We start from the raw sequence: 13,334 nt of genomic DNA, 5'->3' as shown, positions 1-13,334 counted from the left end.
TGGTTACAAATCAAGCTCGCGCAACATTGGCGCGAGCTCTGCTTCATAGGCGCGCCAGCGACCGACGCCGCGTGCATTCAGTGTCTGCCTGACCTGCGCACGGCTTGCGGTGTTCGCCGCCTCGCGCTCCTGCTCATCGAAGCGGACGCAGGCAGGATCGTAGGGAAGTCCCAGGAAGTCCAGCACCCGACGCAGGGTGGCATCGAAGTCGACCAGCCACTCGGCATGGTCGAGCTCAAGCATCGGCAGCGGGAGCACCGCGCGCCAATGACGCAGCAGCCGCTGATGCTGGCCGATATACCAGCCCAGATCGGCAAGATCATGGGCATAAGGGTGGTGGCCGATAAAGCCGTGCTGGAAGATCGAGGCGCCGACGTCGCGCAGGTCGCGGGTGCAGCAGATCACCCGCGCGCCGGGAAGCAGGGTCGCGATGAAGCCGAGATGGAGGACATTGTCGGGCATCTTGTCGATGATGGTCGTGGCTTCAGGCGCCAGCGCGTGCAACTCGGTAAGGTAGTCGCTCGCGGCACGGTCCAGGGCCGCCGTACCAAGGCGTGCGGCGCGCTGCGTTGCGGTCTCGATCCGGTCCGCTCCGGTCAGACGCGCCAGCGTTTCGCGAATCGCCAGACGCTCGCCCGCGCCATGCACGGAGCGGTGCGCGGCCAGGATATGTTCCGCCAGCGTCGTGCCGGTGCGGGGTAACCCGACGATGAACACCGGCGCCGCATCGCGGTTGGTGCCTGCTGGGCCATGCGCCATGCGGCCGCCATCGAAGGTGCCGATTGTCGCATCGATGACGGCGCTGTGCCGCGCGCGCGAAAAGAGTTGCGCCCGCCGCAACGACGCATGGCCCTCGCGCCAGTGCGCAAAGGCGCGTGCGCGCTGGCCGCCTTCGTCATGAAACGCGCCAAGCGCGAAGTGCGCGTCGATGCGTTGCTCCAAGGTCGCGGCCGCACGGTCCGAGGCCGATCGGGCGATCCGCTCGGCGAGGACGGCGGCTTCGGCGCGGTCGCCGGTGGCGCGCGCGAGATCGAATTCCTGGCGGCATAACAGCAGCTCGGTGTCTGCCGCGGGGCGTGGCACTTGGGCCATGGCATCGCGGGCGGCGTCGATGCGTCCGAGCCCGGCCAGTGCCGCGCCGCGCCGCACGCACCATTGCGCACTCTCCGGGTTGCGGGCTTCGTCGAGCACGGCCAGCGCCTCTGCCGGTTCGCCGTGCGCAAGCAGCCGGTCGGCGAGGGCCAGACGGGCGGGCTCGCACCTGGGCGCGCCGGCGACCGTCGTGCGCAGCCTGGCGAGGGCGGTGAGCGGCTCTCCGCACAGATGCTCGACGACGGCGAGATCGCAAGCGGCGACAGGATCGTCCGGCTGCAGGGCCAGCGCCTGTTGCAGGGCGCCCCGTGCATCAAGCACGTTGTCCAGCCTTAGGCAGGTTCGCCCCAGCGCCGCCCACGCCTGCGCCAGGGGTGCGGGGTTGGGCTCCGCCTGCGCGTTCAGCACGGCCAGTTCGGCCAGGCAAAGCGCGTGGGTCGCCTCCAGCAGCTCGGGGGCCAGCGACAGCGCGCGCCCGGCGGCCTGGACAGCGTCAAGCGGACGCGACAGCTTGAGCAGGGCGCGCGAGAGATGGATCAGCGGCGCCGGGTCGCGTGGCGCCAGGCCGGCGCAGGTCTCGAGTGCCGAGGCAGCCTCGGCAAAGCGTTGCGCCGAGTGCAGGGCAATACCGTGCCACAGCGCGGCAACGGGGTCCTGAGGTGCCAGGCGCCGCGCGCGGGCCAGATACGGCAGGCCGCGGCCGAGCTCACCGCTGCGCAGCATGGCCATGCCGCACAGCCGCAACAGCACCGACTCCGCCGGAATGCGAGCCAGGAGTGCTGCCAGCGCCCGTGATGCCTCCGCAAACGCGCCCGCCTCGAACAGCGCGATGGCACGCTGTCGTGCTGCGATCTCATCCATGGATCCGTCCCCTCGCATGCACACGCAATGACATTTTGTCGTAAAAAATGAATGCTCGAAAGATCATGACCCTGGCCGACCAGATTTGTTGCGGCAAAGAGCATGCCATTGAAATATCATTACTTATGCGTCGGGTGACGGTCAGAGTTGCAGGATTGCAACAGCCCGGAGGCAACGATGTCCCGCGGTTGTTTCGCCCTATCGCGCCTGCAATCGGCCGTTAACTTGAAGATCATTGATGCCCCGGCGAGCGTCACCGACAGGAGAACGAGAGAGCATGACAGGCGCCACTTTGACGACGCTACGTAGCCGCCTTGCCGGCTCCGTAGCCATTACCGCGTTGCTGGCGGGGGCGCCTGCGATGGCTCAGGTTGCAACGCCCGCGAACACCGCGCCGGTTAACCGTGTGCCGGCCAACACGCCTGTTCAAGCGCCGGGGCCGGCTGCCCGCACCAGCCCCGGCGGCACCGGGCCGGCGTCGAACTTCGTCGCCGGCACCAGCCAGAGCATCATCGTCCGCGCCCAGCGCCGGCTGCTGCGCGAGACCAACTCACCGAGTGCCGTCACCGAACTCGGCACCGCCCAGATCGCGCAGACCGGCGTGCAGGGAAGCACCGCCACCCTGTTGCGCGCCGCACCTTCGGTCTACGTGTATCAGCAGGGTATCGGCAACAACGAGCCGGTGCTGACGGTGCGCGGCGTGCGCGGCCTGGAGACGGCACAGACGTTCGACGGCGTGCCGATGCAGGACCTTCTGAACGGCGGCACCGGTTCCTATTTGCAGAACATCATTGGCGGACGCTTCAACCTCGACCAGATCAGCGGCGTTTCGATCTATCCTGGTGTGGCGTACCCCGACAAAAGCACGTTTGGCACCATCGGCGGCACCATCGCCTATAACAGCCTGCGGCCAGCCAACGAGCAATACCTTGATCTCACCGGCTCGATCGGCTCGTTCGGGACTTATAACGAGGGCTTCACACTGAATTCGGGCCGCTTGAATGGCTTCCTCGGCACCGGCAACGATGCTCCCAAGGTCCTTCTGAAATACTCCAACCTGCAGACCAACGGCTTCATCGACTACACACCGGCGCGCTTCAACAACATGCTGTTCGCCTTCGACAAGCCTTATGGCGACGGGCTTTCAAAGTTCCAGGCGACTGTGCTCTACAACACTGCCAACGGTCTGACCAACCCAGAGCCGATCCCGTTGCCATACCTCAACCAGAATGGCCTGTTCAGCAACTACTCCCCCGACCAGGAGTTCTCCAGGCAACAGAACAAGTATCTAAGCATCATCCTCAAGGATGACACCTACATCAACGACTACGTAAACGCCGGCCTGACCACCTTCTATTTGAACTCCGATTCCGTAACCAACAACTACGGCAATCCCAGTATTTTCTCGGCTCCCGGCATCCCGGGTTCAGTCACCGTGGGCGGCGCGGTGCCCTTCAACCAGACGCCGGCCGGCTTCGGCCAACAGGGAGATTACGGACCCGGACAAGCTTACCATCAGCCGCCGATCTATCGCTACGACGGCAATGCCGCCTACCCACCGGGTTCGCCCGGCTGCCCGGCCAGTGTCGCCGCCGCTTATGCCGCGACAGGCAATCCCAGCCCCTGTGGCTATAATTCGCTGCTGGAACTTCAGCATAACGACACCTACGGCATCCAGCCGCGTGTCGTCGTGACACTGCCGACCTATTTCGGTGTCGCCAACACCATCAAGTTCGGCGGTCTCATCGCCAAGGAAACGCAAGCGAACTCGCCGTTCTTCCAAGGCGCCCTGCCCACCGTGCCGCAGACGCAAGGCAACCTGACCATCAACCAGAGCGGCGATGCCGCCGACGGCGGCGTGTATCGGACCATCTACCAGGGATATTTGCAGGATAAGATCGATCTGCTGCAGAACACCCTGCATCTGACCCCCGGCGGCACCTTGGAGGGCACCAATTCCGCCTATATCGGCCAAAACGTGTATGGAGGCACGCCCTCCGCCACCGCGCTGGCCAGCGCCTACTGCCAGAACGCCAACAATTCCTGCAATTTCGGCGCGTTCAAGGCGACCAGATGGGACCGTGACCTGCTGCCGTTCTTCAATGTCAGCTACGATCTCGACCGGATCCTGCCTGCGGCAAAGGGCGTTTCGTTCTACGGCAGCTATGGCGAATCCGCTTTGTTCGCGCCGGTGACCGACTTCTCGCCGAACCTGCTCGGCGCGCCTCCGAGTGCCTCGATCGTGCATCTCTACGAGGGAGGTGTGAAGTACAACACCTCGAACCTGGTGCTGTCCGCCGACTACTTCTACCAGAAGGTGGATCGCGATTTCGGCTTCTTCAGTTATCAGTCCGGTCCGCTGCTCGGGGATTCGCTCTACACCAATGCCGGCCAGCGCGAATTCAAGGGCGTCGAGGCGGCGGCAGTCTGGCAGATCAACCGCAGCTGGCAGGTTTTCGGCAACGTCTCCCATGTGCTCGCCAAGTATCTCGCCACGACCCTCGACAACGCCACCATCCAGGAGGACCAGTTCGGCATCGTCACCAGAGGCTCTCCTGTCACCGGGGTTCCGGACTGGCTGTCGACCTTTGGAGTCGACTACGACCATCGCGGCCTGGCGTTGCGCGGTGACGACCTGAACGTCCGTTTTGAGGGCCAATACACTGGCAAGCAGTCGACCACCTACGATCTGAGCGGCTTCGAGAATGTGGGCCCGATCCCCGGGGTGAACGCCAAATACGGCTCCTATGACTACTATAGTACGCTGGTCGGCAACACGACCTACGACCCGAACGGCGGCTACCACCCGTTCGTGGTCTTCAATCTCGACGCGAACTATAAGCTGCCGGTCCAAAATGTCGGTCCGCTGAAGTTCATCGACTTCGATCTCAATGTCTTGAACCTGTTTAACAACCAGTATTTCCAATATTTCTATAGGCAGGTGTCACCCACGACCTGCGGCAACTTCACCAGCGGTCCGTTCAAGGGGCAGCCGAAGACCAGCTACGGTTGCACGCCGCAGTTCGCCGACGGCCTGCCCGGCGAGCCGTTTGCGATCACCTTCACCGCGACCGCGCATTTCTGAAGAACAAGGCTGGGGCCAAGGCCCCAGCTTTGGGCGTTCAGAAGATCTTGTTGATCAGGTCGTCGCCGATGCCGAAGCCGGCGCCCATGGTGATGGCGCGGCCGAAGCCGGAGTTGAGGAAGCCGCCGAACATGCCACCCGATGCGGGTTGCTGCCCATACACCGGTTGCTGCCCGTAGCCGGGGTTCTGGCCCCAGGTGTTCTGTTGCGGTGGCGGCTGCATTTGCTGGGGTTGCATCTGGGGCTGCATCTGCATCTGGGATTGCGCCTCGTTGGCGACGAAGCCGTGCAGCGCCTGCAGCAGGTTGGCGACCTGGTCCTGCTCCGAGCGGAACGCCAGGGCCAGTTCGCGCAGGTCGAGTTGCCACTCCCGCGCCTGCGGGTCGCCGCCTTGGGCCGCAGTCTGCAGTTTGGCGCCGAGGGTCTGCAGTGCCTGCGCGGTCTGCTGCGCCTGCCCCTGGAGCTGGCTGTATTGCTGGTCGATGGTCTGGATGTCCATTTTTATCTCCCCGGTTGCGGGCGCGCGGCTCAGACCAGCACCGCCTCGAAAGGCGGGGTGAGGTCGGGGGCGTCGAATTCGAGCACCCACAGGTCGGGGTCGCGCGCGACCTGGCGTTCAACATAGGCGTCTGCCGTTGCCTGGTCGACAGGCGCTACCCCGGTGCCGCGCATCCAGGCCGCCGCACCGTCCATCCGGCGCACCTGGCTGAGCACCACCATGCGCCCTTGCCGGTCGCGCAGCACCGCGAGCACACCGCCGGCGTCGCCGTCGCCCCGGCGCAGCACCATGCCTGAGCGGCCGAGCTGGTCGGCGCGGCGCACCGCCATGCTGGCCCAGAGTGCGGTCTTCAGGCGCGGTTCGGACATAAGCGGGCTCCGCCTACGGGTGGACGGCGGCGGGGACCAGCGCCGCCTGGTAGCGGGTCGGATCGTCGATCAGGACCCTGGCCGCGGCAAGGTCCACGTCGGTGCCTATGGCGGCCGGGCAGGCGTCGCGGATTTCCAGGATGCGCGCCATCGGCAGTGGCGCGCGGGCAAGCCGCGACTGCCGCACGGCGCGGGCATTGTCGAGGATGCCGTCGGCAAGGTCGTCGAGCGCGCGGTCCAAGGCCGACTGGCCGAGGCTGGTACACAGCTCCGGCATCACGCCCAGGCCTTGCAGCGGCCAACCGTCAGGGGCGATCACCCGGCTCCAGGTGACGAACAGCTCGCCGCCGTCGGGGAGCTGGGCGATGACCTGCACCAGGCCCTTGCCCAAGGTGGCGCTGCCGACCACGATGGCGCGGCGATGATCGGCGAGGGCCGCCGCCATGATCTCCGCCGCGCTGGCGGTGCGGCCGTCGACCAGCACCACCAGCGGCAGGCCGCGGGTGAGGTCGCCGCCGCGCACGCTCCAGATGTGGTTGGAGCGCGCGGCACGGCCTTGCGTGGTCACCGCCACGCCGCGGTCGAGCACCAGGGCGACCGAGGTCACCGCCTGCTGCAACAGGCCGCCGCGGTTGCCGCGCAGGTCGAACACCAGCCCGCGCACTGGCGTGCCACCCGGCTGCATGACCTGATCGAGGAACTCGCTGATCTCCTGGGCGGTGTCGTTGGAGAAGCCGGTGACCCGGAGCACCACGATGTCGCCGCTGGAGAAGGCGAACACCGTCTCCGGCGGCACCCGCGCCCGGATGAGGCGAATGGTTTGCGCGCGGCCGCCTTGATTTGAAACAATAAGGCTGACCATGCTGCCTTCCGCACCCTCCAGCCAGCGCGCGATGGTGGCCCGGTCTCGGGCGCGGGTGGCATGGCCGTCGACCGCGAGCAGGTGCTGACCGGCCTGGATGCCCGCCTGGAAAGCCGGGCCGTTGGCGTTGACGGCGGCGATCATCGCCATGTGGCCGATGGTGATCCCGGGGCCGGCGATGCCACCTTCGCGATTGTCGCGGTCGCTGTTGGCCTGGGTCGGGGCGATATAGCGCGAATACGGGTCGAGATGATTGAACAGCTCGTCGAAGAAGCTTTGCAGCAGCGCCTGCTGACCGGCTGCGCGTATCGTCGGTGAGGCGTCCCAGCCAGCCGCGGCAAACGCCACGGCCGTGCGGGTCCAGCCGGCGAGGTCGGCGGCCGCGGGCGCGCGCACCTCGAGCAGCACGCGTTGCGGCATCACCAGCCGCACCAGGTTGGCGCGCGTGTCCACGGTGAATGACGGGTCGATGGCGGCCAGCCCGTTCAGTCCCCACAGCACAAACTGGCGGGGGCTCGCCGGCTCAAGCGTGCGCGGGCCGAGGAAGTCGAGTGCTTCTCCGACGACGCTGGAGAACAGAGGCGCATCGAAACCGCCGGCACTGATCGCGGGCTCCGGCACCCAAAGCAGCAAGAGCACGAGTGCGGCCGAGCACAGGCGACGGCCCGTGCTGGTCGCGGTCCTCACGCAGGGACCGGACGATACGAGAGGCGGGAGCGCCGAGCCGTCAAAGCGTGTGCCGTTTCGTCATGGACCCAGACATCGTCAAGGGAACTTTACGTTAGTTTGACGAAATCCCTGGATACGGTCACGCCGCAAATATGCCCGACACCGTGACAGTGCATTTTGTTCCAGGGGGTTGCCGCGATGCTACGCGTGCCAACTCAAGGGCTGGTTGGGCTGGCCTTGGCGGATTTACGTGGTGTTGGCTTACGTGCCGCATGCTTGGGTGACACGCGCTTAGGCGGCGCAGGCTTCTTGGGTGCCGGCGTGGGGGCAGCCTTGCGCGCGGCCGCCTTGGCGGGAACCTTGGTGCCACGCTTGCCGCGCGGCTTCATCGGCTTGCCCTTCTCGGCGAGCAGGGCGACCGCCTCGTCCAGGGTGACGTCGTCCATCGTGCGGTCGCGCGGCACGTTGGCGATCATCTGGCCGTGCTGGACATAGGGTCCGAAGCGGCCGCGACGCACCATCACCGGCTCCCGGTCCTTGGGGTGCGCCCCCAGGCTGCGCACCGAGGCGAGCTTCTTGCCGATGACGTCGACGGCGCGGTTGATGCCGATCGACAGCACGTCGTCGTCGGGGTCGAGCGAGGCGAAGATCGCGCCCATCTTGACATAGGGTCCGAAGCGGCCGAGCCCGGCTTCCATCGGCTCGCCAAGCTCGGGATGGATGCCGACGATGCGCGGCAATGACAGCAGGCCGACGGCCTGGTCGAGCGTCATGCTGTCGCCCTCGACGCCCTTGGGCAGGGTCGAGCGGCGCACGCGCGCCTTCTTGTCCTCCGGGTTTGGTTCGCCCTGCTGCACATACAGCCCCCATGGGCCACGCTTGACGGTGATCTCCTCGCCGGTGTCGGGATGCGCGCCCAGCACGCGCCGGCCCTCCTTGAGTGTCTCGCCGCCTTCGCCCTCGCGGCCGTCGACCACCAGCCGGCGGGTGTATTGGCATTCCGGATAGTTCGAGCAGCCGATGAACGAGCCGAAGCGGCCGAGCTTGAGGCCGAGCCGGCCGGTGCCGCAGGCAGTGCAGCGACGCGGATCGCCGCCGCCTTCGGGCTCGGGGAAGAAATGCGCGCCCAGTTCGGTGTCGAGCGCCTCGATCACGTCGGAGATCTTGAGGTCGCGGGTCTGGCCGATCGCGTGGTTGAAGTCCGCCCAGAACTTCGCCATCACGTCGCGCCAGTCGGCGCGGCCATCGGAGATATCGTCGAGCTGTTCCTCCAGGCCGGCGGTAAAGCCGCTATCGACGTAGCGCTCGAAGAAGCTGGTGAGGAAGGCGGTGACCAGCCGGCCGCGATCCTCGGGGATGAAGCGGCGGTTCTCCAGGCGCACGTAGTCGCGGTCGCGCAGCACCGTCAGGATCGAGGCGTAGGTCGAGGGCCGGCCGATGCCGATCTCTTCCATCTTCTTGACCAGGGACGCCTCGGAGAAGCGCGGCAGCGGCTGGGTGAAGTGCTGATCGGCATCGACCTGCCGGCGCTCGAGCGGGTCGCCCTCGCGCATCGGCGGTAGCATGCGGTTGTCGTCGTCGGATTCCTTGTCGTCGCGGCCCTCGGAATAGAGCTTGAGGAAGCCGTCAAAGGCGACGATCGAGCCGTTGGCGCGCAGCTTGATTCGGCCCGCAGGCTCACCGACCTCGACCGCCACCTGATCGAGCTCGGCGGATTGCATCTGGCTGGCGACGGCGCGCTTCCAGATCAGATCGTACAGCCGTCGCTGCTCGTCCGACAGGAAGCGTCCGAGATCCTCGGGGCGGCGCGCCACGTCGGTAGGGCGGACGGCTTCGTGCGCTTCCTGGGCGTTCTTCGCCTTGGTCGAGTATTCGCGTGGATGCGCGGGCAGGTAGTCGACGCCGATGGCGGAATGGATGTGGGTGCGGATCGCATCCACCGCCTCGCGCGCCATCTGCACGCCGTCGGTGCGCATGTAGGTGATCAGGCCTGTCGTTTCGCCGTCGAGTTCGATGCCCTCGTAGAGCTGCTGGGCGGCGCGCATGGTTGCCTGCGCCCCCATGCCGAGCTTGCGGCTGGCTTCCTGCTGCAGGGTCGAGGTGGTGAAGGGCGGTGGCGGGTTGCGCTTGACACGTCGGCGCTCGACGCTGGCGACGGAGAAGACGGAGGCCTCGACCGCTGCCTTCGCCGCGTGGGCCAGGGCCTCGTTGTTCAGGTCAAACTGGTCGAGCTTGCGGCCGCCCATATGCGTCAGGCGCGCGGTGAAGGGGGCCGCGGCCGGGGTCGCGAGATGGGCGAGCACGGTCCAGTATTCGCGCGGCTTGAAGCTCTCGATTTCGGCTTCGCGCTCGCAGATCAGGCGCAGCGCCACCGATTGCACGCGGCCCGCCGAGCGGCTGCCAGGCAGCTTGCGCCAGAGCACCGGCGACAGGGTGAAGCCGACCAGGTAGTCCAAGGCGCGTCGGGCGAGATAGGCCTCGATCAGCGGCTGGTCGAGGGCGCGCGGCTTGCCCATCGCGGTCTTGATCGCGCCCTTGGTGATTTCGTTGAAAGTCACCCTCTGCACGTCGATGCCGCGCAGCAGGTTCTTCTCCTCCAGCATGGCGCGCACGTGCCAGGAGATCGCCTCGCCTTCACGGTCCGGGTCGGTGGCGAGATAGAGACGTTTCGCGCCGCGCAAGGCGCGGGCGATGGCGGTGATCTGACGCATGCCGCGCTCGTCAGCCTGCCAGTCCATCGCGAAATTCTCATCCGGACGGACGCTGCCATCCTTCGGCGGCAGGTCGCGGACATGGCCGAAACTGGCGAGCACGGTATAGCCGTCGCCGAGATATTTGTTGATGGTCTTGGCCTTGGCCGGGCTCTCCACCACGACGACGTCGGTCATTCACTCTCCGAACAGGTGGTGTCCGTCTCGCTTCCCAGCAGGCTGATCTGGTTGCCCGGCAGGCTCTCGATATGGCCGCCAAGCTCCAGTTCGGTAAGGACCGCGAGCACGGCACCGGTCGAGAACTGGCAGCGGCGCGACAGATCGTCAACCGATACCGGTGACGGGCCGAGCAAAGAGAGCACGCGTTGGCGGACCGCAGCCAGCTCCGACCAGGCCTCCGGCGCGTCCGCACCCCAGGCGTTTCGCCCCTCCGCGAAGCCGGTCGGGCCGAGCGTGGGCAGGGTTTGCGGCAGTTCGGCGAGCACGTCGGCGGCGTTCTCGACAAGGTGGGCGTGGCGCTGGCGCAACAAATTGTTGGAGCCACGGCAGCGCGGGTCCAGCGGCGAGCCGGGGACGGCGAACAGCTCGCGGCCATAGGTCAAGGCCAAGTCGGCGGTGATCAGGCTGCCGGAGCGGGGTGCTGCCTCGATCACCACGCAGCCGAGCGATAGCCCGGCGATGATGCGGTTGCGTCGCGGAAAGTGCCGGCTCTGCGGAATTGTGCCGAACGGCGCCTCGGCGACCACGGCGCCGCGGCCGGCGATGCGCGCCTGCAATGCGGCATGCTCCGCGGGGTAGGGCTGATCGAGGCCGCCGGCGATGCATGCTACCGTGGGACCCACATGCAGCGCGCCCTGATGGGCGGCGCCGTCGATGCCGCGCGCGAGCCCGGAGACGACGACCAGGCCCGCTGCCCCCAGTTCGGCGGCCAGCGCCTCGGCGATGCGCAGGCCATTGCTCGAGGCGTTACGCGAGCCAACGATGGCGACGGCGCGCCGATGCAGCACCGCGATATCGCCAAGCACGGCGAGTGCGGGTGGCGCGTCGGCGAGTTGCGCCAGCAGCGGCGGGTAGTCGGGCTCGCCAAGCAGGATGAAGCGGCCGCCGGCGGCGGACACCGCGCCGATCTCGTCGGCGATGGCCTGCACCGAGGCAATCCTGGGCACCGTGCCGCCGCTATCGCGCGCCAGCTTGGGGATGGCGTCGAGCGCGGCCTCGGCACTGCCATAGCGGCCCATCAGACGCCGGTAGGTCGCCGGGCCGACATTCTCGCTGCGTATCAGCCGCAGACGGGCGGCGCGGTCGTTCACGTGCTGCGGCCGATGCGCGGTTCGGTGCCGGCCAGGATGCGGGCGATATTGGCGCGGTGGCGCACCAGCACGAGGGCTGCGATCAGCACGCCGCTCCATGGCACCGCGCCCGCGAGATCGGGCCAGGCGAACACGAACAGCAGCACCGGCAGTGCGAGGGCGGCCGCGATGCCGCCGGCCGAGGAGAGCTTGGTCCAGCGTGCCACCGCCAGCCAGAGTGCCGCGCAGATGATACCCACCCGCCAGTCGAGGCCGAAGCCGACGCCGAGCACGGTCGCCACCCCCTTGCCGCCGGCAAAGCGCAGCCAGACCGGAAAGCAATGGCCGAGCACCACGCAGAGTGCCGCGACCGCCGCCGAGAGCAAGGTCGGCAAGATGAACACGCCGAGCCAGATCGCGACCGCGCCCTTGAGGGTATCGAGCAGCAAGGTCGCCGCCGCCAGCCCACGGTTGCCGGTGCGCAGCACGTTGGTGGCGCCGATATTGCCCGAGCCGATGGCGCGGATGTCGCCGAGCCCGGCCGCGCGGGTCAGCATCAGGCCGAACGGAATGCTGCCGGTCAGGTAGGCCATTGCTGCGACCGCGGCCAGCAGCGGGCTCATCCGAACACCCGTCGTCCGGCCTTGAAGGTGGCAATCACCCGGCCCTCCAGCGCGCGTCCATCGAACGGCGTGTTCTGCGCGCGTCCGGCGAGCCGGCCGGCCTGCACCTGCCAGGCGCGTTCCGGATCGAACAGGCAGAGATCGGCCGGGGCACCGCGCGCCAGGCGGCCGGCCTCGACGCCGAGGATGCGCGCCGGTCGGGCGGTGAGCAGGTCGAGTGCTGCGCACAGGCTCAGGCTGCCGCCATGCACCTGTGCGAGGGTCACCGCGAGCAGGGTGGCGAGGCCGACGCCGCCGCTCGCGGCTTGGGCGAAGGGCAGGCGCTTGTCGTCGGCATCGCGCGGCATGTGGTCCGAGGCGATGGCATCGATGGTGCCGTCGGCGAGTGCTGCCACCACGGCGAGGCGGTCGGACTCCGGGCGAAGTGGCGGCGACAGCTTGGCGAAGCTGCGGAAATCGCCGATCGCGGTCTCGTTGAGGTCAAAGTACGGGGGCGCCGTGTCGCAGGTGACGGCGAGCCCGTCCTGCTTGGCTTGGCGGATCAGCTCCAGGGCGGCGGCCGTCGAGACATGGCCGAAATGCAGCGCGCCGCCGGTCAGGCGTGCCAGGATCAGGTCGCGTGCCACCAGGATTTCCTCGGCGGCGGCGGGAATGCCGGGCAGGCCGAGACGGGTGGCGAGCTCGCCCTCGGTCGCGGCCCCACCGGCGGCAAGCGACGGGTCCTCGGGGTGCTGCATCACCAGGGCGTTGAAGCCGCGCGCATAGGACAAAGCGAGGCGCATCAGCCTGGTGTCGGCGATAGCGCGGGCGCCGTCGGTGAAGGCGACAGCACCCGCCTCGCGCAGCAGGCCGAGCTCGGCAAGGGTTTCGCCCAGGCAGCCCTGGGTGACGGCGCCATAGGGCAGCACAGTCACCATCGCGGTCTCCTCGCCGCGCGCGCGCAACAGGCGGACCAGCGCCGGATCGTCGATCGCGGGGGTGGTGTTGGGCAGCACGGCGATGGTGGTGACGCCGCCCGAGACCGCGGCCTCGGCGGCGGAGGCGACGGTCTCGCGATATTCGTGGCCTGGCTCGCCGACGCTGGCGCGCATGTCGACCAGCCCCGGGCAGAGCACGGCGCCGCCGCCATCGATCACCGTCGCCCCGTCCGGCGCGGCGGCATCGGAGGGCAGATCGAGATCGGCGATGCGGCCGCCCTCGACCAGCAGCCGCCCCGGCCGGTCCAGACCCGAGGCGGGGTCGACCAGACGGACATGATCGAACAGCAGCATGCCG

General features: G+C 67.7%; 9 protein-coding genes. 1 reads left to right on the top strand and 8 read right to left on the bottom strand.

What is annotated here, in order from left to right; all coding sequences use genetic code 11:
- Nucleotides 1-3: 3 nt before the first annotated feature.
- Entirely contained in the window at nucleotides 4-1,953 is a 1,950-nt protein-coding gene (locus ACQY4K_RS03070) for a sulfotransferase (protein WP_428393327.1), read from the bottom strand.
- Between the two features lie 277 nt (nucleotides 1,954-2,230).
- Here ACQY4K_RS03070 and ACQY4K_RS03065 point away from each other — a divergent pair, with 277 nt between their 5' ends.
- The gene (locus ACQY4K_RS03065) at nucleotides 2,231-5,038 is read left to right on the top strand and encodes a TonB-dependent receptor (protein ID WP_428393325.1); all 2,808 of its coding nucleotides are present in this window, start codon (nucleotides 2,231-2,233) and stop codon (nucleotides 5,036-5,038) included.
- Nucleotides 5,039-5,075: 37 nt separating this feature from the next.
- Here the strand turns inward: ACQY4K_RS03065 and ACQY4K_RS03060 are convergent, their stop codons facing one another.
- The 7 genes from ACQY4K_RS03060 to ACQY4K_RS03030 all read right to left on the bottom strand — a co-directional run bounded on the left by ACQY4K_RS03060 (nucleotide 5,076) and on the right by ACQY4K_RS03030 (nucleotide 13,330).
- Nucleotides 5,076-5,537, bottom strand: a complete 462-nt coding sequence (locus ACQY4K_RS03060) for a hypothetical protein (protein WP_428393323.1) — start codon at nucleotides 5,535-5,537, stop codon at nucleotides 5,076-5,078.
- A 29-nt stretch (nucleotides 5,538-5,566) separates the two neighbouring features.
- Nucleotides 5,567-5,905 carry a DUF1491 family protein gene (locus tag ACQY4K_RS03055; protein WP_428393321.1) on the bottom strand — a complete coding sequence of 113 codons (339 nt, stop codon included), beginning with the start codon at nucleotides 5,903-5,905 and terminating at the stop codon, nucleotides 5,567-5,569.
- A 13-nt stretch (nucleotides 5,906-5,918) separates the two neighbouring features.
- Entirely contained in the window at nucleotides 5,919-7,406 is a 1,488-nt protein-coding gene (locus ACQY4K_RS03050) for a S41 family peptidase (protein WP_428393319.1), read from the bottom strand.
- Nucleotides 7,407-7,651: 245 nt separating this feature from the next.
- Complete coding sequence (gene topA / locus ACQY4K_RS03045) at nucleotides 7,652-10,324, bottom strand: type I DNA topoisomerase (protein ID WP_428393317.1); 2,673 nt, start codon at nucleotides 10,322-10,324, stop codon at nucleotides 7,652-7,654.
- The gene (gene dprA, locus ACQY4K_RS03040; RefSeq protein WP_428393315.1) at nucleotides 10,321-11,457 is read right to left on the bottom strand and encodes a DNA-processing protein DprA; all 1,137 of its coding nucleotides are present in this window, start codon (nucleotides 11,455-11,457) and stop codon (nucleotides 10,321-10,323) included. The genes topA and dprA overlap by 4 nt, the downstream gene beginning before the upstream one ends.
- A complete protein-coding gene (gene plsY, locus ACQY4K_RS03035; RefSeq protein WP_428393313.1) occupies nucleotides 11,454-12,059 on the bottom strand; it encodes a glycerol-3-phosphate 1-O-acyltransferase PlsY in 606 nt (201 codons plus the stop codon). Before plsY ends, dprA begins: the two co-directional genes overlap by 4 nt.
- Nucleotides 12,056-13,330, bottom strand: coding sequence for a dihydroorotase (locus ACQY4K_RS03030; RefSeq protein WP_428395934.1), 1,275 nt, complete (start codon nucleotides 13,328-13,330; stop codon nucleotides 12,056-12,058). Before ACQY4K_RS03030 ends, plsY begins: the two co-directional genes overlap by 4 nt.
- Nucleotides 13,331-13,334: the final 4 nt, after the last annotated feature.

This window comes from Lichenicoccus sp. (genome assembly GCF_965276875.1).
In the GTDB taxonomy this organism is placed as follows: domain Bacteria; phylum Pseudomonadota; class Alphaproteobacteria; order Acetobacterales; family Acetobacteraceae; genus Lichenicoccus.
This window is presented reverse-complemented; position numbering and strand designations above follow the sequence as displayed.

What these genes read in the sequence shown, in the direction of transcription:
- ACQY4K_RS03065 (WP_428393325.1), top strand. Translation starts at nt 2,231, where the DNA reads ATGACAGGCGCCACTTTGACGACGCTACGTAGCCGCCTTGCCGGCTCC.
- ACQY4K_RS03030 (WP_428395934.1), bottom strand. Translation starts at nt 13,330, where the DNA reads ATGCTGCTGTTCGATCATGTCCGTCTGGTCGACCCCGCCTCGGGTCTG.
- ACQY4K_RS03055 (WP_428393321.1), bottom strand. Translation starts at nt 5,905, where the DNA reads ATGTCCGAACCGCGCCTGAAGACCGCACTCTGGGCCAGCATGGCGGTG.
- ACQY4K_RS03060 (WP_428393323.1), bottom strand. Translation starts at nt 5,537, where the DNA reads ATGGACATCCAGACCATCGACCAGCAATACAGCCAGCTCCAGGGGCAG.
- ACQY4K_RS03070 (WP_428393327.1), bottom strand. Translation starts at nt 1,953, where the DNA reads ATGGATGAGATCGCAGCACGACAGCGTGCCATCGCGCTGTTCGAGGCG.
- plsY (WP_428393313.1), bottom strand. Translation starts at nt 12,059, where the DNA reads ATGAGCCCGCTGCTGGCCGCGGTCGCAGCAATGGCCTACCTGACCGGC.
- topA (WP_428393317.1), bottom strand. Translation starts at nt 10,324, where the DNA reads ATGACCGACGTCGTCGTGGTGGAGAGCCCGGCCAAGGCCAAGACCATC.